General features: G+C 35.1%; 16 protein-coding genes and 1 tRNA gene. 6 read left to right on the top strand and 11 right to left on the bottom strand.

Annotation, left to right across the window (positions count from 1 at the left end):
- Positions 1–27 precede the first annotated feature (27 nt).
- Positions 28–5,667, top strand: coding sequence for a T9SS type A sorting domain-containing protein (locus tag ABYT26_RS05310; protein WP_372751850.1), 5,640 nt, complete (start codon positions 28–30; stop codon positions 5,665–5,667).
- 66 nt (positions 5,668–5,733) lie between these two features.
- On the opposite strand, the gene rocD is transcribed toward ABYT26_RS05310, so the two are convergent.
- The 3 genes from rocD to ABYT26_RS05295 form a co-directional block, all read right to left on the bottom strand.
- The gene (gene rocD, locus ABYT26_RS05305) at positions 5,734–6,966 is read right to left on the bottom strand and encodes an ornithine--oxo-acid transaminase (protein ID WP_372751849.1); all 1,233 of its coding nucleotides are present in this window, start codon (positions 6,964–6,966) and stop codon (positions 5,734–5,736) included.
- A gap of 666 nt (positions 6,967–7,632) precedes the next feature.
- On the bottom strand, positions 7,633–9,696 hold the full coding sequence (locus tag ABYT26_RS05300) for a BatA and WFA domain-containing protein (protein WP_372751848.1): 2,064 nt from the start codon (positions 9,694–9,696) through the stop codon (positions 7,633–7,635).
- Between the two features lie 55 nt (positions 9,697–9,751).
- Positions 9,752–12,157 (bottom strand): carboxypeptidase-like regulatory domain-containing protein, encoded by a 2,406-nt coding sequence (locus ABYT26_RS05295; RefSeq protein ID WP_372751847.1) that lies wholly within the window; start codon positions 12,155–12,157, stop codon positions 9,752–9,754.
- Positions 12,158–12,342: 185 nt separating this feature from the next.
- Between ABYT26_RS05295 and ABYT26_RS05290 the strand changes: the two genes are divergently transcribed.
- The 4 genes from ABYT26_RS05290 (at position 12,343) to ABYT26_RS05275 (ending at position 15,527) form a co-directional block, all read left to right on the top strand.
- Positions 12,343–13,575: a dipeptidase gene (locus ABYT26_RS05290; protein WP_372751845.1), complete on the top strand. Its 1,233-nt coding sequence runs from the start codon at positions 12,343–12,345 to the stop codon at positions 13,573–13,575.
- Positions 13,576–13,650: 75 nt separating this feature from the next.
- On the top strand, positions 13,651–14,076 hold the full coding sequence (locus tag ABYT26_RS05285; RefSeq protein WP_372751844.1) for a hypothetical protein: 426 nt from the start codon (positions 13,651–13,653) through the stop codon (positions 14,074–14,076).
- 458 nt (positions 14,077–14,534) lie between these two features.
- The gene (locus ABYT26_RS05280) at positions 14,535–14,975 is read left to right on the top strand and encodes a hypothetical protein (protein ID WP_372751843.1); all 441 of its coding nucleotides are present in this window, start codon (positions 14,535–14,537) and stop codon (positions 14,973–14,975) included.
- A 141-nt stretch (positions 14,976–15,116) separates the two neighbouring features.
- Positions 15,117–15,527: a secondary thiamine-phosphate synthase enzyme YjbQ gene (locus tag ABYT26_RS05275; RefSeq protein WP_372751842.1), complete on the top strand. Its 411-nt coding sequence runs from the start codon at positions 15,117–15,119 to the stop codon at positions 15,525–15,527.
- Between the two features lie 33 nt (positions 15,528–15,560).
- Here ABYT26_RS05275 and ABYT26_RS05270 read toward each other — a convergent pair whose 3' ends face one another.
- The 5 genes from ABYT26_RS05270 to ABYT26_RS05250 all read right to left on the bottom strand — a co-directional run bounded on the left by ABYT26_RS05270 (position 15,561) and on the right by ABYT26_RS05250 (position 19,933).
- Entirely contained in the window at positions 15,561–17,333 is a 1,773-nt protein-coding gene (locus tag ABYT26_RS05270) for an aminopeptidase P family protein (RefSeq protein WP_372751841.1), read from the bottom strand.
- Between the two features lie 146 nt (positions 17,334–17,479).
- Positions 17,480–18,541, bottom strand: coding sequence for a hypothetical protein (locus tag ABYT26_RS05265; protein WP_372751840.1), 1,062 nt, complete (start codon positions 18,539–18,541; stop codon positions 17,480–17,482).
- Between the two features lie 47 nt (positions 18,542–18,588).
- Positions 18,589–19,134 (bottom strand): hypothetical protein, encoded by a 546-nt coding sequence (locus ABYT26_RS05260; RefSeq protein WP_372751839.1) that lies wholly within the window; start codon positions 19,132–19,134, stop codon positions 18,589–18,591.
- A 2-nt stretch (positions 19,135–19,136) separates the two neighbouring features.
- Positions 19,137–19,700 carry an RNA polymerase sigma factor gene (locus ABYT26_RS05255; RefSeq protein ID WP_372751838.1) on the bottom strand — a complete coding sequence of 188 codons (564 nt, stop codon included), beginning with the start codon at positions 19,698–19,700 and terminating at the stop codon, positions 19,137–19,139.
- Between the two features lie 157 nt (positions 19,701–19,857).
- Positions 19,858–19,933 (bottom strand) — tRNA-Lys (locus tag ABYT26_RS05250).
- Between the two features lie 331 nt (positions 19,934–20,264).
- Between ABYT26_RS05250 and ABYT26_RS05245 the strand changes: the two genes are divergently transcribed.
- Positions 20,265–21,647, top strand: a complete 1,383-nt coding sequence (locus tag ABYT26_RS05245; RefSeq protein ID WP_372751837.1) for a peroxiredoxin family protein — start codon at positions 20,265–20,267, stop codon at positions 21,645–21,647.
- A gap of 368 nt (positions 21,648–22,015) precedes the next feature.
- Here the strand turns inward: ABYT26_RS05245 and ABYT26_RS05240 are convergent, their stop codons facing one another.
- The 3 genes from ABYT26_RS05240 to ABYT26_RS05230 form a co-directional block, all read right to left on the bottom strand.
- Positions 22,016–22,735 (bottom strand): IS3 family transposase, encoded by a 720-nt coding sequence (locus ABYT26_RS05240; RefSeq protein WP_372751871.1) that lies wholly within the window; start codon positions 22,733–22,735, stop codon positions 22,016–22,018.
- A gap of 74 nt (positions 22,736–22,809) precedes the next feature.
- Positions 22,810–25,047, bottom strand: a complete 2,238-nt coding sequence (locus tag ABYT26_RS05235) for a beta-N-acetylhexosaminidase (protein WP_372751836.1) — start codon at positions 25,045–25,047, stop codon at positions 22,810–22,812.
- Between the two features lie 479 nt (positions 25,048–25,526).
- A complete protein-coding gene (locus tag ABYT26_RS05230; protein ID WP_372751835.1) occupies positions 25,527–26,525 on the bottom strand; it encodes a cation diffusion facilitator family transporter in 999 nt (332 codons plus the stop codon).
- Positions 26,526–26,939: the final 414 nt, after the last annotated feature.

Below are 26,939 nucleotides of genomic sequence, written 5' to 3'. Positions count from 1 at the left end.
TTGTTAGTTACCTAAAGTCCTATCATTATGAAAAAATATTTACTCTTGGGAATCCTATGGGGTTTCTCTTTTTCTTTTTTACATGCACAAACTGCACCTCCTTCAATAGGTTCTCCTAGTAATGTAAGTGTTGACAATCCTTTTAGTTTGGAATTTGAGGATGTTGGAACTTGGCAAGATAGTATTTCTGAAATCCAATTTGGAGCTGATATTATTGATCCAATAGCTTATGCAGAAGATTCTATTGTTAATCAGATTTTCTTTTATCCATCTCAAACTGTTTATTTTCAAAACGACACAACTTTGGATTTAACCATTATTTCTAGTGGTTATTCAGATGCGGTTGTAGCAATTGAAATTAAGCATGGTATAGCTAATAAATTGGTTATTCAAATTCAGCCAACTGCACCTACTAGTAATGGAGCCGTTTTAGAAACTCAGCCTGTTGTGAATTTGCAGGATCAATACGCTAATCTTTGCACTGGTATTGATACTATTGATTTGGTGGCCAGCGAGTCTGGAGGAACTTGGTATTTAGATGGGGACAAGGAGATAAACGCATCTGCAGGAAAATTTATCTTTGTTGATCTGCAAGCTCGAAGCGATGCTGAAATTACAACGGCAACCATTACTTTTTCAAGTAGTGGTTTTGTTGATGTTGTTTCAAATGCTTTCACAATAGCAGCTTTGAAATCAGCTCCTGATTTGCTTGCCTCTTCAACGGCTACTGTTGATGCTCCATTTTCGATCAATTTTACAGCCGATTCGGAATGGCAATTAGCCATCGATTCAATTGCCTACGGAGATGAAATTCTTGATCCTGCGGCTTACGATGCAACTCAGTCGGGTGAAATTATTTTTGATCCAAGTCTTGATTCCAATTTACAAATTTCGGGAACAGCCACAATAATTGTTTATTCCAGAGGATATGAAAATGCTAGTGTTTCATTGGAAATAGGACATGGGGCGGCAAGTAGTCTACATATTTTATTGCAACCAACTGCTCCTGCCGAAAATGGTGGATTGCTGGCCAACCAGCCAGTTGTCAGCCTAAAAGATCAATACGATAATGATTGTAGTACCGAGAATGCAATAGTAATTTCTGCAGCAAAAGGGGATGATAACAATTGGACACTTGGTGGAAGTGTCGATCATCAGGTGGTAAATGGATCGGCTAGTTATTCTGATTTGACTGCATCAAGTAGTGTTGCTATAACGGGTGCTTTTATCGCCTTTTCGGCGGATGGTTTAGATACTCTTAATTCAAACACTTTTGATATTCCTGACCTTAATGCAGCTCCAATTTTGACAGCTGCAAGTGCTGCAAGTGTAGATGCTGATTTTGAAATTACTTTTACAGATAATTCAGAATGGAGAGACCAAATTACAAAGATAACTTACGGAGCAGACACTCTACCTTCCGAATCTTACGATACTTCGGCAGAAGGTGTAATAACTTTTAAACCAAGTGAATCTGTAATTTTACAAGTGCCAGCAAATGATTATTTGTATATTGAATCTACTTCTTTTCTTAAAGATTCTGTGCTTCAGGCAATTGGACATGGAGCAGCAGCATCAATAGTAATAACAGAACAGCCACAGGAACCTGAAAATAATGCAGGTTTATTGCAAACTCAACCAAGTGTAAAAATTCAAGATCAGTATTTAAACGATTGTTCTACTAATAATGAACAAACAATAATTGCAAGTGCAACAGGAGGAAGCTGGGTAGTAGAAGGAACTACTTCGTTAATGGTAACTAATGGGATTGTTGATTTTACCGATTTGACTGCCAGAAGTACAGATTCGGTTACCGATGCAACAATAACATTTTCTGGTACAGGACTAACAAGCCAGGAGTCTGAGATATTTACAATTCCAGCTCCTCTTCTTGCACCCTCTTTAATCGCTTCAACAACAGCCACTATAGATTCTTTGTTCGAAGTTGGTTTTACCGAAAATTCAGAATGGCGAAACGCAATTGATTCAATTTTCTATGGAGGAATTATTTTGAGTTCGGATGTTTACGATGCCAGTCAGTCTGGAAAACTTGTTTTTGATCCTTCGCAAAGTGGAGAATTGCAACTTGTTGGGACAAGTGAAATTTTGGTGTATTCTCGCGGCTACGAAAATACTGCTGTCGATCAGGAAATTAAACATGGTATTCCAGATACAATTGTGATTGAAACACAGCCAACAGCTCCTTTGGTAAATGGAGGAAATTTGGAAACACAACCGCAAATATCTGTTCGCGATCAGTATAACAATATCTGCACAAGCAATGATTCTTTTGAAATTGTTGCAGCAAAAGGAGATAGTCAGGATTGGTTATTAGGTGGAACTTTAACTCAAAATGTGACTTCTGGGGAACTAACATACACCGATTTAAATGCTTCTAGCGAATCAGCAATAAGTGGAGCAGTATTGCAATTTTCAGGAGAAGGAATTAGTTCTGCGAATTCTGATTCCTTCGATATCGTTGAATCGACTGAGGCACCAACCCTTACTTCGGATTCTCAGGCTAGTGTTGATGCGGATTTTGTATTGACCTTTACTTCTGATGATGATAATTGGTTGAATGGCATTACTCAAATCACTTATCAGGGAGATACCCTTCCAGCTTCCGCGTATACGCTTAGTACTGATACCATTGTTTTTCATGTTTCGGAAGAGGTGTTATTGCAGAAATCGGGAACTTTCGATATTCTGATTTTTTCCTTGGGCTATGCTGATGCTTTTGTGGAACAGGAGGTTGAGCATGGAGAAGTTTCTAGTATGGAAATAACTCAGCAACCCACTGCGCCTTTAACCAATGGCGATACACTTGCTCAACAACCTATCTTGCAATTTCTAGATCAATATGCGAATGTGTGCACTAGCGAATACGATAAAAGTATTAGTGTTGCTAAAAATGATAGTAGAGATTGGAATATTGCGGGAAGTACCGAAAAAAGTGCGTTTGATGGTATGGTAATATTTACCGACTTGTCAGTATACAGTTCAGGTCCGATTGATGGTGCTGAACTCTTATTTTCTTCAGATGAAATAGCAGATGTTGTTTCGGTATCGTTCGATATACCAGATGCTGGTGAAGCTCCCATATTAACAGCAGCAAGTAATGCAACGGTTGATAATTCATTCATATTAAGTTATACTGAAGACTCAATTTGGAGAAGTCGGATAAATGCAATTACTGTAAATGATAGTTTGCTAGTTGCCGATAGCTACAATGCAACACAGGAGGGTGAGTTGGAGTTGATTCCATCTGCCTCCAAATTTTTGCAAGCAAGCGGAACCTTTCAAATTATTGTTCAGTCTCGTGGTTTTGTGAATGACACAGTTCAACAGGAAATTTCTCATGGAGTAGCAGATAGTCTGTTATTTGTAAACCAGCCTTCAGCACCATTAGATAATGGCGAATTATTGGCTCAGCAACCAGAATTAAAATTGAGTGATCAGTATTTAAATGATTGCACAACAGACAATACAAGTATGGTGAGCGTTCAAAAGTACGATCAAAAAGCATGGGAATTAGGAGGAACTCTAGAACTGCAATCGCAAGGTGGTTCGCTATTTTTTACCGATTTAACCGCAAGTAGTGAAATTGCTATCGACTCGGCTTATCTTCAGTTTTCCTTTTCAAGAGATACAGTTATTTCAAATTTGTTTACAGTACCTGTTCCAGAAATTGAGTTAGTTGCAGCTGAAAATGTGACTGTGGATAGTGCATTTATAATTCAAGCGAGCGATAATGCAAGCTGGAGAGATTCAATCTCGTCAATTACTTATGCTGGAGAAACTTTAGTCGATTCTGCCTATCTAATAGAAGTGGGTAGTATCACATTTTATCCAGAAAAGGATCCGATACTTCAGGTTGCAAGAAATGATTATCTGCTTGTGATTGCAAACGGGTATGCAGATGCTTCGATTGAGCAAAGTATTGAACATGGTCTTGCTTCAGGAATGTTTATTTTAAATCAGCCTATTGGACCCGAGGATAATGGAGATACTCTTGCTCAGCAACCAAAATTGCAGCTGATTGATCAGTATGAGAATGATTGTGAGAATGACAATACAACCCAAGTACTCACCGATAAGTATTCTGATGGAAGCGATGGTGATGTAGTAGATTTATGGGAATTAGGAGGAACGAAAAGTATTACAGCGATCGAAGGAGTGGTTACTTACCTGAATTTGACCGCAACAAGTGAGAATCGAGTAGAAGGAGCACGCTTGTTATTTATTTCTGAAAATTTACCAAATGTAGTTTCGGATAGTTTCGATATTGTAATTCCTTTGGCTCCTGTTATTACGGGAGCAGAAAACGCTACTGTTGATGAAAGTTTTTATGTTGAGTTTACTGATAATGCTAGTTGGAGATCCCTTATTTCTGATATTCGCTACGGAATTAGAAGTTTGGAGGGAAATTATGATATTTCAGAACCAGGTAAAATTACATTCGATCCAAGCATTGTTTCTATTCTTCAACAGACAGGAGTTGATTCTATGTATATTTATTCTGGTAACTATGATACTGTTCGTTTTGAACAAGCAATTCATCATGGAGAATCAAAATATTTGAGTGTGGTGAAACAACCTTCGGCACCCGTGAACAATGGTGATGTTTTGTTAGTACAGCCTCAGTTGAGATTAGAGGATCAGTATCGAAATGATTGTGATACGGACAGTGAAACACCTATTACTGTTAAAAAAGGGGACAAGGGAGAATGGACTTTGGGCGGAACTTTAACACAAATACCAGTAAACGGCCTTATTCAGTATACTGATCTTACAGCAACAAGTGAGTTCGAAGTGGAAGGTGCTAGTCTTGAGTTTGAAGGAACAGGAATTGTTCCTGAAGAATCTAAAACTTTCACAATTCCTGAGCCAAAAGAAAACAGAGCAGGTACTGCTAAAGCAAATCCAGAGTTGGTTTGCTATGCTGCTAGTTCAACAATTACTTTGGTTGGTTTTGATGGGAATATTCAATGGCAAAAACACGATAATTCTACGGAAGCTTATGTGGATGTAGAAGGTGAAATTTCTGAAATTTTAATTACAGATAAAGTGGTTGAGAATGCACGATACCGAGCTATGGTTTCGAAAGACGGCTATGCAAGTCAATATTCTAATTCTGTATCAGTGAGCCCAGTTGACCCACCAATTGCTGATTTTATTTTTGAAATAAATTACAACCAGGTTGATTTTACTAACTTAAGTACTAACGCTAGTAGTATTGCTTGGGATTTTGGTGATGGAGTTATTAGTAGTGAATATGATCCAAGTCATTCTTACGCTTTAGATGATGCGAGTGGTACTGGTTATTTAGTAGTGCTAACAGCATCAAACGATGCTTGCCCAGATAGTGAAAAATCGCAGCAAATATTAATTACAACAGGTATCGAAGATGTAATCTCAGAAACAGATTTGCTTGTTTATCCTAATCCAAGTAGGGGCCAATTTTATGTTGAGATTTCAAATTCCGATCAGGATGCTATTTTGCGAATTTTTAATCAGGCAGGAAAGTTGGTTGCTAGTCGGAAACTTCAAGATAGTTTTCAAACCAATAGAATGTCTTTTGATTTGAGTAATTTGTCGAAAGGAATGTATTTACTAAGCATTCAATATTCCGATAAAATACTTAGAACAAAACTAATTATACAGTAAGAAGAGTTACTGCCAAACAAAAGAGGCTTTTTAATTAAAAAGCCTCTTTGTTTTTTAGATAAAGTTTTATTCGAATTCAGCCATTGTCTTTTTGATAATTTCGATGGCTTCTCTTAGTTGTTCTTCATTAATTGTTAAAGGAGGAGCAAAACGAATAATGTGTCCATGAGTTGGTTTTGCAAGCAAACCATGATCACGTAAACGAAGGCAAACATCCCAAGCTGTTTTTCCATTCTTAGGCTTAATTACAATGGCATTAAGTAAGCCTTTTCCTCGGACTAGCTCGATCATGTCCGATTTTACTCCTTGTAACTCTTCACGGAAAATTTTTCCCATTGCTTCGGCATTTTCAGCTAATTTTTCTTCCTTAGCAACAGTTAAAGCAGCCATGGCAACTGCGCAAGCTATCGGATTTCCACCAAAAGTAGAACCGTGTTCGCCTGGTTTAATGCATAGCATGATTTCATCATCAGCTAATACTGCCGAAACCGGCATAACACCACCCGAAAGAGCTTTCCCTAAAATCAATACATCGGGGCGAACGCCTTCATGGTCAACAGCTAAAAGTTTTCCTGTTCTGGCAATACCTGTTTGAACTTCGTCGGCAACAAACAAAACATTATTTGCTTTGCAGAGTTCCGAAGCTTTTTTTAAGAAACCATCTCCAGGAACGTAAACACCAGCTTCGCCTTGAATCGGCTCCACTAGGAATGCACATACGTTTGGATCTTTCAATTCTTTTTCAAGAGTCTCGGTGTCGTTGTAAGGGATTACGATGAATCCTGGAGTATAAGGACCAAAACCTTTGTAGGAATCAGGATCGGTTGACATGGATATGATAGTAATGGTTCGTCCATGGAAATTTCCAGCACAAACAATTATTTTTGCTTGATTATCGGGAATTCCTTTTACATCGTAACCCCAACGTCTAACCAACTTTAGAGCCGTTTCGTCGGCTTCGGCTCCGGTATTCATTGGTAACACCTTGTCGTAGCCGAAATATTTTGTTACAAATTCTTCGTATTTACCCAAATTATTGCTGTAAAAAGCACGAGAGGTAAGTGTTAGTTTTTGTGCTTGTTCAATTAAAGCATTTACAATTTTAGGATGACAATGGCCTTGGTTAATAGCTGAGTAGGCAGACAAAAAATCAAAATACCGTTTCCCATCAGTATCCCATACATATACACCTTCTCCGCGTTCAAGAACTACAGGTAGTGGATGGTAATTGTGAGCACCAAAGTTAGATTCCTTGTCCATATAATCTTTTGCAGTCATGGAGGTTGTTGTATTAGTCATAATTACAATATTTAAAAGGTTTCGTATTTCAAATAAAAGGCTGAAAATCTCTTGTTCTAAATTTGTAATTATTTTTTTATAAACCAAGTGTTTTGAGATCTTTTTTTTCTTTTTGATAGAGAAGTTAAAAATCTTTCATTGTAAAACATAAGTAGTAGTATTATTGTTTTGTAATTCTAATTGATGTGCGAAATTGTGTCTAACTTGTGATTATGGAAGAATTGAAGATGTAGGTAAGGTTGTGAATTAAGGAATTATTGCGAGGGATATTTTTATTTGAAGAAAAAATATTGTTAATAGAGAAGACCAATAGTTAGATTGTGGCTATTTATACTATTCTGTTTATCTTGTACTTAATAGCTATGTTAGAAAAATTTTCAGTTTGTTTTATTCGCGAATTATTTATTTTAATATTTATAGTTTCTGTTCGATTATTTTCAACTCAGTATTATATGTCTTTCGTTTTTTTTTTGAAATACCCATTTTTTAAGGTGCAATTGTAGTTGAATTCAGGTCTTGAACCCTTTTATTTAATAATAAAAGAAATAAATAGATTGTATTAGTTTGAAAATAAAGGTCTAGTTGATTTTGTTTAAGTTGTATGTATATGTAAAATATACGTTAAAAGTAAATTGCAAATCAATAGTTTATGATGACAACGTGTGGTTACTTATGTTGCTCTTCGAATCTGTAGATTTTGCTTCTACTTAGAAGGCCTTCTGCTGTGAAAAATAGGAGGCAGAGAATCAAGAAGAATTTCCAATATTGTTTGAAATTTGTTTCTTCGCTATACAATTGGGATAGACTTATTTTCACTGGAGAAATAATAGAAAAAGCTAAGGAGTTGGCTTTTATTTCTTCTTTGAGTTCCTCTAATGAATAGTAGAAAGGATCAGATTCGATTCTGGAGTAGTTAAAGGAACAGGAATTTACTATGTTATCATCTTGCACGATAAAATAGTTGCCAGCTTGTGTAATCTGATTTCGCGGATACAGGAGAGTACCTTGTTCAAATTTATTCTCCTGATCGGGAATAATATCAATTTGCTCGCTTTTGTTGATGATGTGAAATGGCTCGTTTTGAGAATTGGACAGAAAGGAGTTCGTTTTGATTATCTGTTGATCACCTAGAGTGTAGTAAAGGGGTTGGTTAGTATTTGCGCTATGCGTTAAATTAACGAGAGTTGGAACAAAAATAGGGTGACTTACCAAGTTGCTCCATTCAGAATTTAGCTGAATACCTAAAAGAAAAAATTGGCCTTTGCCGAAATTAGTTTGTATCAGTAGGGGATCACCAGCTTGTGTTTTCCAAATGTTTTCATCGAAATTATTGGTGGACCTTGTTAAGTTATAATGTTTGTATATGTTAGGAAGTCGAGCATCCTTTTTAATTTCTTCGAATACATTTTGGTACAGTTCAGAATTTAATTCGATGTAGGAAAGTTTCTGATGACTCGAATCAATTTGCATGAATTCAGGTGCTGATATTTCTTTAAGAAAAGAATTCACAGAAATTTTGTTTCGATTAGATGGAATAAATAATACGCGACCACCATTTGATAGATAATTTTTTACCATTTGATTAAAACCACTTTCCATATCTTCAATTTCATGTAAAATAATCAAAGGGTAGTTTGGGAGATTTTCACTGAAAAGGCCCGATTTATCAATGTTTTTAAAGGCAAAAGTCTCCGATCCTGAAAATAATTTAGTCAGGTACTTATTGGGCTCTCTTTGGTTGACAGATAAGACCTGAACTTGATTGCTTATTTGATAGGAGAAAAACAAGCTGTTATCATAGGTTATTGGAAAGTCATTTATTTCAAGTTTTCCCTGATATATTCCAGTCTTGGAATTGAGATATTTTAATCGAACAATTTGCTTAGAGTTTCTCGGAATATCAACTTTTGTAATGGATTTTGTGCTGTCGTTAATACTTAGTTTCAAAGCTATTTTTTCAAAGTCTTCGTTCGAAGTATTCCTTACTTGAACGAAAAGTTCCTGACTTTGTTTAAGTTGATGGTAAGGTTTCGCGAACCAGCAGGAATCAATAAGTAAATTGGATGGTTGCTGCACCGAAAGTGGCAAAAAAGTGATTGATCTACTGCTGTCTATTTGAATATTGGATATATCGCTCTGGTTTTTCTGAAAATCAGAGAATACATACAAATGGTAAGGACTTTTAGCACTGTTGATATCTATTTTTTGAATTTGTTTCGAAAGAGTAAAAGGAATTGGTGAAGGGTTTATTTCCATCACCTTAGAAATAGCTTGCTGCTTGTTTAAATAGGAGGAAAAGGCGAAAAAATTGTTGTCGTAGATTCTAATTTTAGAATCGTTTGGGTAGCTTTTTATAATTTCAATTGCTTTGTTTTTTGCAATTTCAAGAGCATTTCCAATTTCTGTTTCTGCATTCATACTAAACGAATTGTCTAGGTAAATGCTGAGATTTTTACTTGTTTTTTCAGCTGGATTATTGCTGTTTTCCTTAGGGATAAAAGGTTGTGAAAAAGCAATTATCAGGCAAGCTAGAGCAAGTAAACGTAAAGTTAGCACAAGCCATTTTTTTAACTTGGAATGACGTTTGTTCTGAATGATTAATTGGGAAAGAAACTGCAGATTGCTGAAGTGGATTTTTTTGTATCTCTTAAAATTAATGAGGTGGATGATAACTGGAAAGAGCAGTGCGAGTAAACCCCATAGGATATTTGGATGCGAAAATTGGAACATTTATAATTATTGTTTTTTCGTTACTTAATAGAAAACTCAAGTATAAGCTTTTTTATTAGAAATTAGCCGTGAGTTTTAGGTTTAATTTTCTTGATGTTAGGTAATTGGGAATGGCATATTGATTCCCAGAATTGTCAGATATCCATAAATAAGATATTGTGTTATTAATATCCAAAACATTAAATATTTCCAGGCTTATCCACATCGATTTAAAAGTATTGAGAAAGGCATTTTTGACTATTGTATTTTCTTCAATCAATGTTTTTGAGAAGCCTAAGTCAATTCTTTTGTAATTAGGCATTCGAAAGTTAGTTCCTGTTTTTCCTGTTTTGGGAGGCCATACAGGTAATTTTCCACCATAAAATAAGCTCAAATGCATTTTGTAAGATGGATTGCTGGGCAGATAATCCTGAAAAAACATTGAGAAATTTACTCTCTCATCAGTTGGTCTTGGTAAATAGGCAAGTTGGTCGCCATAAATGTCTTCTTCGGTTTTTAAAATCGATAAGCTTGCCCATGATTCGGTTCCGGGCACAAATTCACCATTTATTCGAAGATCGAGTCCTGCTGAATAGGCTTTTGATCGCAGATCTCCGTAGTATCGAATTCGAACATTCTCAACGTCGTAAGGGATTGCCGATTTGATGTCTTTGTAGTACAATTCGCTGGTGAATTTAAAGGGACGCCCCCAAGTCTGAAAGTAATATTCTTGTCCTAAAACGTAATGAATCGACTTTTGCTTTTTTAGATTATTACTGATTTGTCCATCGATGGTGAGCATTTCCCGATAGGAAGGAGTTTGTTGATAGTAGCCTGTAGAAAATCTGAGTTTGATTTTTTTTTCCCAGTTTGGAATGTAATTTATCGAAACGCGTGGCGAGATGAAATTCTCTTTGATGTAATCCCAAAAGTGATGCCTAAGCCCGCCGGTAAATTCAAATTCACCTTTGTTGCTTTTAAGTACATAGCTTGCTTGTAAAAAAGAAGATAGGTGTTTGCTGTCGATTTTGTTATCGGCATTTCGGGAATAGGCTAAGGCGACTTCTTCACTGGAAACAGGAATTGCGTAGCCTGCAGAATCTTGATATTGCCATTCGTTTATGTGATCGGTAATTTCTTCCTGCTTGCCCTTAATTCCCCATTGAAAAAATACATCGCCTAGATTATGATCGCCTTTTAGTTGAATGCTGGTTACCTCTTTTTCAAGTTTGTTTCGTGCATGATCGAGAAAACTGCCTATGCCTAAATTGGTAATGCTTTCGGCGGAACTTCCACCTTGCGAAACAAAAAGATCGCTCAGGTAATATTGTCCTAAAATATCAAATGTTTCCTTTTCGTTTGTTTGATATCGACTTGCAATTAATTGGTAAAAAGAATTGTTTCTAGGATGAAATTTAAAAGTGAGCGCCTGAATATTAGAGTTGTATTTGTCTTTTTCTTCGCCTTCGAAATAAATTTTTAATTGCAAAGCTTCACTGATGGTTCCAAAAGTAGTGTTTCGGGTTTCGGGTGTAAAATTGTATTCGTTTTGGCTGAAGCTAGTCCATAAATGCATGCTTATCGATGAAGAAAAATGATAATTTATAATGCTTTGAAAATCTGTATACTTAGGTTTGTAATCGCCTTCGGTGTCTAGCGAATTTAATAGATATTCGTTGGTTTTGTAGCGAAATCCTGCCATGTAGGAGAGTTTCTTGTTTGCACTTCGGTTGGCAAAGTGAAGGGAATATCCCAGTAAACTGGCTTCTGCAGATGCTTTAAATTTATTTGGTGTTTTGTATTTCACATCCAGAACTGAGGAAAGCTTATCACCATATTTGGCACCAAATCCTCCTGCAGAAAATTGAACCGAGGAAACTAAATCAGGATTTATGATGCTGAGACCTTCCTGCTGGCCAGAACGAATTAAATTAGGACGGTATATTTCTATGTCGTTGATGTAAACTAAATTTTCATCGAAATTTCCACCTCTAACCGAATATTGGCTACTTAATTCGTTGTTAGAATTCACGCCTGGCAGGCTTTTTATAATTTGCTCAATAGCTCCACTTCCGCTCACGGGAAGTTGTTTTGCTAGCTTGGCATCGATAATGGTGTTTGTGTTTTTTATGTATTGCGATGATTCGATGGTAACTTCGTTGAGTTGTTCTTCTTTTGGCTGCATTGTAACTGCTATGAACCTTTTTTCGCTTGTTTTTAATGTGATATTCGTTTCAAAATTAGTAAAGCTAATGTGTGTTATTTTTAGGCGAACACTTTTATTCTCAGGAATATTGATGCTGAACTTGCCAAGAGTATCGCTTGTGGTGTATTGCGATAGGTTTTCAATTTGAATGTAGGCACCATAAATGGCTTTCTGCTGATTATCGGTAATAGTTCCGGTAAGAATGGCATTTTGTTGTGCTCGCAATTGCATGGGAAACAATAGGAAAAGCAGAAAAATAAATCGAAATTGAACCATAATGCGAAATAGCCTGTTAGGTTTAGTGTTGAAAACTTTCATTCGAAAGTACTAAAATAGTAAGATAGAAAGCAAATGTAAATTAAGGAATAGTTTCAATTCATTATAAATAGGTCAATATGAAGCTTTTTTTTGAATTTGACACTTATCTTTATGCTTAGTTATAATCTGTAATTGCATAAAATATGAACAAAATTCGTCCCCTATTAATTTTTACTACCTTGGCTAGTCTTACCTTATCTTGCGAAAATATGGACCAAAAAGTTGCTAAAATTCACAATCACGCTTTTACTATCGACACACATGTTGATACTCCTTATCAGTTATTGGATGAAAATTTTGACATTGGAATTTCGCATTCTTTTGAGCCTGGAGGAAGTCGTGTTGATTTTCCGAGAATGAAAGAGGGCGGTTTGGATGGCATCTTTTTTGCCGCTTTTACTTCACAAAGAGAAAGAACTGTGGAAAATATACTTGCAGCGCGTAACAAAGCAGATGAACTAATTGATTCAATTTATTCTGCTTGTACTAAATATTCAAATTTGGCCGAAGTTGCGGTGACTGTTGAGGATGCTTACCGATTGGAAAAAGAAGGTAAAAGAGCGATTTTCATAGGAATGGAGAATGGTTTCCCCATTGGAAAGGAAATTTCGGAAGTGGAACGATACTTTAAGAGAGGTGTTCGTTACATCACATTGTGTCATAGTTCCAATAATGATATTTGCGATTCGTCTACCGATAAAAACGGGGCTGAGTTTGATGGTTTAAGTCCTTTTGGTGAAAAAGTGCTTGATAAAATGAACGAATTAGGCATTCTGGTTGATGTTTCTCATGTTTCAGATTCGTCTTTTTTTGATGCGGTTGAGCGCTCAAAAACGCCAGTTATTGCTTCTCATTCTGGCGCTCGCGCTATTTGTGATCATCCTAGAAACATGTCGGATGAGATGTTGAAAGCTTTAGCCAACAATGGAGGTGTTATTCAATTGTGTATTTTAGATGATTACATAAAAGCTCCTGATACAACAGCTTTGATCTTTAAAAAAGAGCAAGAATTGCACAATCGCTATAAAAATGCAGGCAGCATGTCAAAAGAGGATGAAGATAAAATGTGGGCCGAATGGCATCAACTTCAAATCGATTATCCTAAGGACAAACCTTCGGTAGCCGATGCTGTTGATCATATCGATCATATTGTAAGCTTAATTGGGATTGATCATGTTGGAATAGGTACTGATTTTGACGGTGGTGGAGGCTTAAAAGATTGTGTTGATGTAAGCCAGCTAAAAAACATTACTATTGAATTATTAAAGAGAAACTATAGCGAGGAAGATATTACTAAGATTTGGGGTGGAAACTTCATGCGAGTTTTTAAACAGGTTACCGATTATGCAAGAAATGAAAAATTGGCTTCAAATTAACCAAGTTTTCTGTAAGTTATTTCCTTTGTTGGCGTTGTTATACATTTGTTTCAAAAAATAGTAAAAGATTGAATTGTGAAGAAAGTATTGGTTATTAGTGATAAAAATGAGGCTCGTTCCCAAATGGCTGAAAAATGGTTGAACTACTATGGCAAAAAACATCTAAAAGTATGGAGCGCTGGTTTGGAAAAAGGAAGAATTCAGGTGATGGCTCAAAAAGCAATGGCCGAAGCTGTAATGGACATACCGGAATACAAGTCGAAAACAATTAGTGAGATTTCAGAAAAGGCTTTCGATTTTGTTTTATACCTCGACAAAGAACTTGAGAATCGAATTCCTACTTTTGAATGTGATCCTGAAATTGTTGGATTTGACCTTCCAAATCCTGCGAAATTAGAGGGAGAAGAGAATGTAAAACAGCAAGCCTATCATGCTGTTTGCAACGCAATTGATGATATTTGCTTTAGCTTTGTGCAGGATAGATTTCAAATTGTCAGCTAAACTTATCAATCTTATTGATTAGTTAATCGTGACAAAAAAGGAATAATTTTTAAAAAATACGATATACCTTACCTCCTTACGGGATTCAGAAATGAATCCCGTTTTTTATTGCATCAGAGTCGTGTGCAGTAGGTTTGGTGCATTTTTACTTTTTCTATATTCTCTATTTTTTTCATGTCAACAAATATTTTTTTTAAATCTAAGTGGCTGACTTATTATTGTATGAATAGCTTCTATACATAGAAACTAATATTGACAAGGGTGAAGAAATTTCGTAAATTTAGTCTAGATCTACTAGAATAAAACAGATCGAAAAATTTTGAACACTTTATGGAAGTTACACTTTACTATCTCATTCGATGCTGTTTTACCAACTAAAGTTAAATCACAGATTTTACTTACTCACATTTCATCTTTTCATCACATTTACGATTTTATTCAATTAAAAGGAGGCAATAATGAAAAAAAACATTGGAGTTTGGTTAGATACCGAAAAGGCTTATGTCATTACAATCCAGGATGCTAGTGCTAAGCTTGAAAAAATAGAATCAGGCATCGAATCACGAGCCCGATTCAAAGGAGAAACAAAAGCTTATTCCCGTATGGGCAATCAGTTTATTAATCCAGCCACAAAGTTAACCCAAAAACGACGTCACCAATTGAAACATTATTTTGAAAAGATTACTGATTGTTTAGTTGAAGCCGAAGAGATTTATCTCTTTGGTCCTGCCGAAACAAAAGTTCATTTAGCAAAACATATTAGTAAAGAAACAATGCTTAAGAATCGTATTCGTAAAATAGAGTCGGAAGATCATCTTTCCGAGAAACAGATGATTGCTTGCGTTAAAAAGGAGTTTGATCAGAGTCCCCTAAGAATGAATGTTCGCATTCGTCATTAGTGTTTGTGTTAGTTGGTAAGATTATTCCCGTGAGTAAATTATTCAGAATGAGTTTGATATTTTGCTTACGGGAATTTAACTGTTTTGTAGGATCTTCTTGAATGCATTATCTTGCACTATAATTTATTTAATACACACTTTATGATTCAACAATTTGAAATTCGGTTGCCAGCTTATAGTAGAGGTTACCATCTAATTGATTCGGAAATACTTGGGCATTTGCCTAATCTGCCAAAAACTGGAATTTTAAACTTATTTATAAAGCATACATCGGCAGCCCTAACGATAAATGAGAATGCTGATCCTTCGGTTCGTGTTGATTTTGACTCTATTATGGATTGTATTGTACCAGAGAATAAGTCGTATTACACTCATACTTTAGAGGGTTCAGACGATATGCCTGCTCATGTAAAAACTTCTTTACTAGGGCCCGATCTTAGTATTCCCATAACAAATCATCAGCTAAGTTTGGGTACATGGCAAGGAATTTATTTGTGCGAATTTAGAAATAGAGGTGGACGAAGAAATATTGTTCTTAGTATTTATTCATAAAAAAACGCCTCATTATTGAGGCGTTTCTTGTATTTATATTGCTTTTGTTTTTTCCAGTAGCCAAATTTGATGTTGTTCGTCTAGTTTGGGAGCTATTTTATCGTAAACTTCTTTGTGATATTTGTTTAGCCATTGTTTTTCTTCTGCAGTCAATAGTTCTGGAAGAATGCCTTTTGTTTCGAAATGACACAAGGTGATGGTTTCAAATCGTAAGAATTCACCAAATTGAGTAGTTTCATCATCACAACATAAAATTAGGTTTTCGTGGCGTATGCCGTAAAATCCATCGCGGTAAAAACCAGGTTCATCAGAAGTAATCATACCTGTAAGTATGGCTTGGTCTTTAATTTCTTGTCTGATACTTTGCGGTCCCTCATGAACATTCATAAAACATCCTACACCATGACCAGTTCCATGACCGTAATTTTTTCCTCTATTCCATAGAGCTTGTCGTGCCAAAATATCTAAATTGTGACCGCAAGTTCCCTTGGGGAATTTTGCCATGGCTAATTGAATCATTCCTTTCAATACAAGAGTGAAATCTGTTTTTTCCTCTTCGTTTAATTCTCCTAGTGGAATGGTTCGGGTAATATCAGTTGTTCCTTCGAGAAATTGTGCGCCTGAATCAATTAAAAGAAGTCCTTCTGCTTTTAATTCTACATCTGTTTCGGCGGTGGTGGAATAGTGAGGGTGTGCACCATGATCTTTATAGCCAACAATACTTCCAAAGCTTTCACCTTTAAAGTTTTCTTGAAGAGCTCTAAATTCTTTTAATTTTTTCATTACCGTGAATTCGGTAATTTTAGTTTTCCCAATGTTTTTTTCTAGCCAGTAGTAGAATTGAGCCAAAGCTACACCATCTTTGTTCATGGCCTTTTTCATGCCATCAATCTCAACTTCATTTTTAACACTCTTCAGCAATTGCGAAGGATTCTCCCTTTCGTGAATATTGGCACTTATGGAATTGAAAATGTTTAAATTGGTTCTGTTGGCATCGAGAAGAACACTCGACGATCCTTGTAACTCCATTAAATCATTACATATTTTCGAGTAATCAGAAATGTGAATTTCTTCGCTAGCTAATTTTTTAACCAAGTCATTGGAGATGTTTTCTTCGCAAAGGTAAAGAGTGGCCGATTCGGTGCCTATTAAGGCATAAGCTAGTGCCAGAGGGTTATAGTCAATATCACTTCCCCTAAGATTAAATATCCATGCGATATCATCTAAACTACCCACAAAATGAAAATTACAATCGTATTGCTTCATATAATTGCGGATTTTTAGCAATTTATCAGATCGGCTTTGGCCAGAATAGCGCAGTTCGTGATCGAAAATTAATTTATTGGGGAGTTCTGGTCGGTCGGTCCAAATTTCATTAACAAGATCGTATTCTTCAACAATATGAATGCCTAAACCTCCTAATTGTATTTTTAATTCTCTTGTTTGAGCAACCGAAAAACAAAATCCATCAAATCCTACATTTGGGTTCAAAGGAAGTTCTTTCGAGAGCCATTGGTGAAGAGAGGGCGTACCTGGAGTACCCATTTTATAGAGGGTGATGCCACTGCCAGCTAACTGTTCTTCTGCCTGAAGAAAATATCTCGAATCGGTCCAAAGACCAGCGTTTTCCTGGGTGATAACTAGTGTTCCAGCTGAGCCTGTAAATCCGGATAACCATTGTCTTGTTTTCCATCTGTCGGGAACATACTCACTCATGTGAGGATCCGAACTTGTAATTATATAACCATGAATATCTTTTTCATGTAATAAAGAACGCAAGGCGTTTACTCTTTCAGCAACAGTCATTTTAGTTTTTTATAATTCTGGATAAAATTACAATATTATGGATTATTTCGACCTAAAAAGGAACTTATTTTTTACAGGATAGGTCTTTTTTAATTAAAAAATCCCCCTTTGCTTGGCAAAGAGGGAACTGTATTTTGTTGATTTGTCTATTTAAGACTAACATTACCATATTCACTAGTGATTTGAACTTTTCCTTTTGGAGTACTTGAATCTCCTACAAGCACCTTAAGTGAAGTTTCTGATTTGTTCACTATTTTTTCAAGAACTTGTGCATTTTCGGGGTAACTGATGCCACAATATTTTGTTTCTGCTTCCAATGAGTAATTCGCACCTTCTTCAATGGAAATTTTGCTGGCAACGTATTGATTATCGATCTTAATGGATTCGAAGTTTCTAGACACATTCTCAACCTTACAGTTGCCGTAACGAAGGTTCAATTCTAAATTGTCGTTTATATTTTCAATTTTAAAATCGGAATATTGCGCCATACTAATAATAAAAGTATTGGTATTAAGAACATTAAAAGCATCATATTTGCTATCTGCAATAAGTGTTTCGTTGTTGTCCAAGTGCAATTTAGAGTAACGACTCACTACTACCAAAGCTTTGCTGCTTCCAATATTCATTTTGGAATACTTAAGGGTTAATTTTGTGCGATTGCATTCATCGATGCTTGCTTTTGCATAGCTTAGGTTAATTGTACTTACTGGTTTTTGTTCTGGATACAAAAAGCTTCCTCCCTGTAAATTTCCATAACTTAAATTGATGTTTGTGGTCGCACGCAAGCTGTTGATGTAAATATTTCCAAACTTATTCGAAACATCCATTTTAATGTAATTGGGCATTAAAATTTCATAATTGATATCGAATTTATGACCTGTTTTGAATTGATGTGACATCTCGGTAATTGCCTTTATTTTATCGCCGAATTTATTTAGTTTTATGCTGATATTGTTGAAGAGTGATTTGGCTTTATCTTCGCTGGAGCTTTCTACCGTAATGATCACATTAATTGATATAGAATCGGCATCCCAATTCTTGATATTGATATCTCCGTACTTGTTGCTGATGTTGAATTCGCTCGCTGTTGTAACAGGAAATACTTCTTTAATTTGTTTTTTGTAATCGTCTAAAGCAAAGGCGTTTGTAGCTGCTCCAAGCAGAAAAACAAATAGGAAAGTGGAAATTGAGAATTGTGATGTCTTCATGTTCTTTTATTTAGGCTGTATTTTTTGAATTTATACGATTTTGTTTCTTAGATTATTGTATTCAATTTATTTCTGTTTTCTTTTTTTATTTGATACAACTGTTCAATAATACGACTTAAAACGTCTGTTTTAACCTGATAGTATTCAATCATTGCATGAATAACTCTATCATCATCGGGATGTAATTTTAGCTCTTTTTTAAGTTGTGCATATCGGTTATCCATGTCTTTTAATTCCTCCTTTAGAATGGATTGATGTTGTTTTTTATCAAAACTTCCCATTTGCTCAAGCACTCCTAGTTGATTGTTAATGTTGCTTGTGTAAAATAGTTCAACTTCTTTATATTCAGACGATACAGCTCCTAGCCCGAAACGATTGTTTTGTTGGTTTCTGATTTGATAGCCTATGATTCCCGAAAAGAATACAAAAATAATGATTACTGCTACTTTTAAAAAGTTTGGAAGCCCTTCAAATACCTTCTTTTTTTTCTGATGATCTAATTTTGTAAGAAAACGATTAAAATGATCTTCTGACGGTTCTGAATCATCAAAGGTTTCGCGATGTTTCCTGAAAAAATCTTCCCATTCTTTCATAATTACATTTTTTGTTTTTCATTATCAGAAACAATTTGAATTAATTTCTTTTTTGCTCTTAAATATTGCGATCGGGAAGTGGAGGAACTAATGTGTAGTATTTGTCCTATTTCCTCATGATCGTATCCTTCCAGTAAATAAAGATTCAAAATAATTCCATAACCTCTAGGGAGCAAGTCGATTGCTTTTGTAACGAGTTTAATTTGTGCTTCGGAAAATTCGAAGTTCTCATCATTTGTTTCTTCGGATAACTTATAAATTTCGTTGTCAAGTGGAAATAAATCAAGCTTTTTCTTTTTTAAATGATCTAAAGAACGATTCACAACAATTTTTTTCAGCCAAGCTCCAAAACTAACTTCTCCTTTGTATTTTTTAATGTTTTTAAATGCTGATAGAAAAGCTTCTTGCATAATGTCTTCAGCTTCCGCAGGATTTTTTACAATCCGTAAAGATGAATTGTACATTGCTTTGTAGTACAATTTGTAGATTTTACTTTGAGCTTTGGCTTTGTTTTTTCGGCAAAGCTCAATTAAATCCTGATGAATGTTCTTATACAATGAGCTCATTAATCAATTTCTATTCTAATGACGAAAGCAGGAAACATGCGTTGCATCTGTTTTGAAATTATTCGTTGAAAGATAAGTAAAATGTTTGTGAGTGAACTTTTGCTCTATCTCTTGTCTAAAACAGAAAAACCACCAAGACTAATCTGGTGGTTCTTATTGGTGATCCCTCTGGGGTTCGAACCCAGGACCCCAACATTAAAAGTGTTGTGCTCTGCCAGCTGAGCTAAGGAATCGGTGAAATAACAATTCTAAATTTACAGAAAATAATTAGAATCTAAAAAAATCATTTTCACGAAATATTTCATCTCCACTGTTAATTGTAACTAAGCTGTGGTCTTCCATTAGAAGAATATGTATCTTTATAGTCTAGATATCGGAAATGCGACTTAAAGTGTTAATTGAGAAGATAATTGGTTATAGCAACGATTAAATAGGTTTTTAGGGAATAAAATACTACAGGTGAAAATATAAAAAAGTAAAGGTTTTATGTACTAGACTAAAAGTAAGTGCGTTTTAATTTCTTACTAGCTGATACGAATTGTTTGGAGATAAAATTATATAAGGATGAGCTTACTATTCATGAATAAAAAAATTCTAGTATTTCTTTTTGCACTATTAGCACAGAATGTTTTCGGACAACGACAACTTAAATTGATTGCTGAAATGCCTGATTGCAAGAAAGAGCAGTTTTTACTTTTGCGTGGCGATGAAGGTGGTGTTTATGTTGTTGATCAGGCCGAGGTTAATGAGAATGGATTGCTTAGTATTTCGTGGAACGGAGATTATGGTTTCTATCGATTATCAGGCAAACTAGGTAAAATTGATTTTTTAATATCGAAAGCAGATTTTCATTTTTCACTTATTGGGAAGCCTGAAGTTGGAGAGCTTCGTTTTCCTGAAGAAGATGAAAATAATCAATTTCAGTACTATCTGTCTGAATTTGAAATTAGGAACAGTAAAATGACTGAGATTAGGGAGACATTGGAGAAAATGAACGAGCAGGATTCTTCCTTTAAAGATTTGCACACTCAATTTGCCAAAGTGCAAAAAGAGAAAAGAAACCTCCTTAAAGAACTCTGGCGAAATCATTTCGATTCATGGTCGGTACGAATGGCTTTAGCACAGCAGGAATTGCTTCCCAATTTAAAGCAAAAAGGACTAAAATACGATGAGTACTATCAAAAACATTTTTTCGATTACTTTGCTTTTACAGATACAGTATTGCAGGCTACGCCTATTTACTACGAGAAAATTGGAAAGTATTTGCAATCGCAAAAAATCGATGAGCTGTTAGAAAACGAAAATTATAAGAAGATTAGCGATGCAATTGGAAAATTGTTTTGGCTCACAGAGTTGGAGCCTAGCTCTCAAAAATATCTGGCCAATTATTTAATGATTCGTTACCCCGAGCACGAATATCCGCAAATGCGCCAAATTGTTGTTGATTCCTATAAAGTACTAAATACTTGTGAATATGTTTTAGCCAATAGAATTATCCAAAATAGAATTCGAAATTCGCGCAATAATAAGGCGGGTTGGTTGGTTCCAGATGTTGACTTAAAGAATTCATTAGACATTCGTATTCAATCTTTATCGGATGTGAATAGCGATTTAACCTTACTAGTTGTTTGGTCGGGGACTTGTATTCATAGTAAAGAGATGCTTGAACAAATAAGAGATTTGTATCCTGAATATCATGATTTAGGCCTTGAGGTGGTTGCTGTATCTTTGGATAGTAACCTAAATTATTGGCGCGAAATGGTGTCTCAGAATTATTATCCATGGGTGAATGCTTGCGATACACAAGGGCTCAATGGTAGCCTCGCCAATCAGTTTAATATTTATGTAACACCTAGTATGTTTCTTATCGATCCTTCCCTAAAAACCATTGCTGTTCCCATTACTTTCTTTCAATTAGAGAATGAATTGTCACAGTATTTTAAGTAAATAAAATCGCGCTGAGTACTTGATTGGAATATCAGCTTAAAGAATGATTTTGCGCTATTACAAATTTATCTAATTCAACATTTGTAAAAAGTAAAACGAATTCCTGCATCTTGACTAAGATCGTAACACTAGGGACCTGAATTTATGTTTATCTAAAAAATCCAAATAGATGGCTACCTTTTGATTTTCAGCATTTAGCGTACCGTGGTATCTTCTATCGCAAGGTGCTTTATTTCATTTTTTTTTCAGTCAATTGTTAGTTTTTCTATTGTATGGGTGATGTTTTGACCCCTGATATCCTAGAGTTTTATTCTATTTTTTAATTTTCTATTTCAGCGATTAATTTTGACTGTTTAAATTCATTAATATTAAGCAGTCTTTTTTTGTTTTTTAATTAAATGCTGGTCTTGTTGCCATTTTTCATCTGGAGTAATTCTTCCTAGTAAACGATGTAGTCTTTCATTGTTATAAAATGGTACATATCGTTTAATGATCTGCTCTATTTCTCCAAATGTACGATAATCAACTCTATCGAATATATCCCTCTTTAAAGTACCATGATATGCCTCAATATGCGCATTTTCTTCAGGTGTTGCCACGTGAGTAAATTCTTGTTCAAAACCAACCAAATGAATGTAATTTCTCACATTACGAGCAATAAACTGACTTCCATTATCAGATCTAATTATAAGAGATTCAGGAGTTGGATATTGATCGACAATTGTTGATAGTAATTCAATCACCTCGTTTTGCTTTACATTGAATGCAAAAGTATAACCTAGTATTTTTCTTGTATGAACATCAATTACCGATAGAAGATAAGCGTTCTTTCCCATATTGGGAATCCAAATCATCTTAATATCCATTTCAAGACACTCCATAGGATGGCTTGTATAAACTTTCCTAAATCTTACAAATTTACGACTACCACCACTTCGTTTAATCCTAGAATTAGGCTTTAAAAGACCCGTATTACTCATTATTCGGTATACTTTCTTGTGGTTGATATGAAAACCTTTACGCTGAAGATACTTTGTCATTATTCTGTAACCACAATCAATAAATTCATGATCCAATATGCCCTTTATCGATTCTACAACAGTCGTTTAATTCCACGGTCATATGCATTATTAAAAAGTTTGTTGTTGGGATTTGACCTAATTTATAATACAATTATTTCATCTAATTTCATGAAAGCCTGCTTTCCTTCATTTACGTGATTTTCAGGAATTTCTTTGACTTTTATTACCTTCACTCTAAGGATAGTAACTCCTTTTGTCGGACAGTTTACCGTATTGCTAAACAGGTTTCGGCCCTGAATGATATTTTCATTTAAATAGCCAGAATCACCCACTTGTTTAAACCCATCTGTATCTTTTACAGATACCTCAATACGGTAAGCGGCATACAAAGTTTGCAAAGTATGTCTTAAGCTTCGGATGGTAACAGACTCGATATCGGTGGGTTTATCAAATGACAATTCAAATTCCACAGTATTATCAAATCGTTGCCAGCAGGTATCACCTCTTTCCAAAAGCTGACCATAACAAAGATCGGTTAGGGCATTGAGGTTTATTTTACTTTTGGTTTCATCCGTTTCAGAAACTATTTTTACGGGAACACCTGCGGCTTTATGTACAAAAAATTCTTTTTCTATCACATCACCTAATCGACTATCATTCTCGAATAAAGCAGCTTTTACGATGGCTGTTTTTTCAATAGTAAGGGTATCTGAAAATAAATTACTTTTTGCCGAAGGCTCGGAACCATCCAAAGTATATCGGATTTCTGGATTGCTTATTTCGGAGGTAAACCAGATTTTTATGCTTTTGCCATTTCCCTGATGATGTAGCCATGGGTTAAAAACACTCTTCGCAAAACGAAGCCCTTGCTTCTCCATTACTTTAAATTGAGGTTTTAAGCGTTCTGTAAAATTGTCCCAGTTCTTATTCTTTTGAGATGTCCAGGCATTTTCGGCCACCGCAAATAATCTTGGAAAAGTCATATAGGTTAACTTTCCCCAATCGGAAATACTCTCAGACCACAGGTTGGCCTGCGTGCCAAGAATGTATTTGGCTTCCTGTTGTGTTAATGTATCGGGAATAACCTTATAACTATAACACTTGCTCAATAGGGTTTGAGCATATCCAAGGTTGGGCTCAAAGTCAGATTGTCCCTGTTTAAAGTCGAGATATTGATAGGAGCTGGGCGACATAATTACATCGTGTCCCATTTTTGCCGATTCGATGCCTCCTTTTTCACCGCGCCACGACATTACTGTGGCGTTAGGAGCCAGGCCACCATCTAATATTTCATCCCAGCCAATGAGTTCTTTGCCATTGGCATTCACTATTTTCTCTAATTCGTGAATAAAATAGCTCTGCAAACCATGTTCATCTTTTAGATTGTGTTTTTTGATGAAATTCTGACATTGCGCATGCTTTTTCCAGTTAGATTTATTGCACTCATCTCCGCCAATGTGGATGTAGCCGATTGGAAATAATTCTGCTACTTCACTAATTACTGCTTGCATAAATTCGTAGGTATATGCATTGCTCGGACATAAAGTATTATTTTCTCTTACGGCACCCGTGGCTACATAGTATTTCTTTTTTTCGCAAGCCAATTCTGGGTAGGAAGCAATAATAGCTTGCGAATGACCTGGAACATCAATTTCTGGAAGAATTTCAATATTGCGCTCCTGTCCGTAAGCAATTAACTCTTTTACTTGTTCGCGGGTATAAAAGCCACCATAGCTTGCTACTTCGCCTTCTTGCTGAGGTAGACGTCCCCAAACAGCATTTATGTTTTCGTCTGTTGTGTTGCGATCAACTCTCCACGATCCTATTTGGTTGAGCTTGGGAAATTTTTTCATTTCCAATCGAAAACCCTGATCGTCAGAAAGGTGCCAGTGAAAACGGTTTAGCTTCAGTTCAGACATAAAATCTAAGACCTCCTTAATTTCTTTCACCGAATGAAAATGACGTGAAACGTCTAACATGTATCCTCGCCATCCAAATTCAGGACCATCCTTAATACTTAGTCCGGGAACAATAAATGACTTAGTTTGTTCTAAATTATTAATCTTGATTAGTTGCTTAAGACTTTGTAGGGCATAAACTGCGCCTCCATAATTACCTGCTTCAATTTTTATGTGGGTATTTGTGATATTTAGGTGATAGTTATCTGCTTTTAAATTATTGTCAATTAAAAAAACAATAAAATTTTCGGTAGGTGCATCAGTAACTGTCAATTGTAAACTAGTGCATTTTTCAATTTCTTGGAGCAAAAAGTTGGTATGCGTTTTTAATTCATTTCCAACCGATAAAGTGGTTTTTTCATTGATCAGAAAAGAAGTCTCTGTACGTTGTAAATCAACGGGTTTCGGAATAATGCTCACTTTTAAATCTTTTGTGGATGTTTGGCAACCAGATAAAATAATTATTCCAATTAAAAATATTACGAAGTAGTTTTTGATCAAGAATTTGAAATGCATATTAATACAATTAAATAGTAAACAAGAAAACAACAGGTTCCAGTATGGGGAAGATGAGCCCCTGAGATCCAATATAGATAGCAAATGTAGTGATTTAATTTAGTTGTTTAAGACCTATTACCAGATCTTGATATTCTGAGGAATTTAATTTCGATTCTTTTTAGGGGATAGAAATTTGTTTTTTTTGCTTTGAATTGTCATTTAAAAATTAGAATCCATTTCTCTTTACCATATAAAATATTCGTTAAGGGACATAGCTTTGCAAAATTAAAGATAGATGCCTATAGTAAATTGTATGAATAGTGGGAAAGAGTGTGGAATGTTTTTCAATCAACCAGACAGTTTGATCGGTATACAATTCTTAAGTTTAGTGCCATTTTTACCTATTTTGTATATAGATTGTGGTCAGTGTTTTTTATATTTTCTTCAAGTGTCCATTCTAAATCGGTTATAAAATCATGCTTACGATACTTACAATCAAATACCCTGCAATGTTCACATAAATCAGAATTACATGCGTCTGTATGAATTGTAAAATCAATTCTATTTTTATAATTTTTAGATATAATAGACATTATTGATTCGCTTTCTTTGTGCGCATCCAAAATATTCATATACCAGGGAAGAGTTATGTCGCAATCAATGTGCAGAGAATCACCATATTTCAGCAATTTTAAGTTGTGCAGATTAATCCAGCAATCTGATTTGTTTTTTGACAAAAGTTCAATTATCTCCTTTAACATTTTACTATCTGCCTGGTCCATTAAATTTGAAGTTGTTTCCTTCAATATTTTGTAGCCAGTGAATATTATTATGGAACCAAAGAGCAAAGCAATTGCACTGTCGAGCCATGCAATTTTTGTTATAAGCAGTAATAGTAAACCAACTACTAATCCAATCGTTGAATAAGTGTCAGATTGTAAGTGTTTTCCTCCTGCAACTAAAGCTATTGAATTGTATTTTCTGCCTGTTTTAATACCATAATATCCGAGTATGTAATTTACGATACCAGCTGCTGCGATAATAATTATTCCAATATCTAATTGTTGAATCTCAACTGGATGAAATAATCGTTTAACTGCTTCGAAAATAATTATTAATCCTGCCAATATTATAAGAAATCCTTCCACCGAAGCAGATATTGATTCTATTTTCCCATGTCCAAAGGGGTGACTAATATCTTTTGGTTTTAACGCAACTCCAATACTATAAAGACTAATGAAACCAGTAAGTACATTAACTGTACTTTCTAAGGCATCGGTCAATATTCCAACGGAACTAGTAAGTAAATAAGCGCCTATTTTTCCAACAAATAAAATGATAGAAATGATTACAATCCGTTTTTGAACCGTAAATTTTATAGCGCGGTTATAAGGTTTCATCATGTCATTTTTGGGTTATGTTACTTTGTACCAAAAGCTTTAGTCAATTTACAAACATTTGTTTATAAAACGATGAAAAGAAGGCTTTTGTGTGGATTAAAACTTCGGATTTTAATAGCTGCTTGTTATCCTGAATTTTCAAAATTTATTTCTTGGATTATTTTTTTCAGTTTCTGCGATCAAGCAATAAAAACCGATATCATTTTTATTTAGTTCTATTTTGATTCTGTTTTATCATTTTCCAAACTCTTGCTGCCAATGCTAAAATTTTTAATTAGTGCTAGTTTTAGAGTCTAAATTATGATCTTTATTGTGGATGGTTATGTCTAGACTAATCCATTACTATGTATGGGCTTAGCTGCTTATAAACTTTGCTCGAGAAAATTAGTTGGAAGTTTTTACTCTTAAAATGAA

The sequence above is a fragment of the Labilibaculum sp. genome, assembly GCF_041595635.1.
Classification (GTDB): domain Bacteria; phylum Bacteroidota; class Bacteroidia; order Bacteroidales; family Marinifilaceae; genus Labilibaculum.
This window is presented reverse-complemented; position numbering and strand designations above follow the sequence as displayed.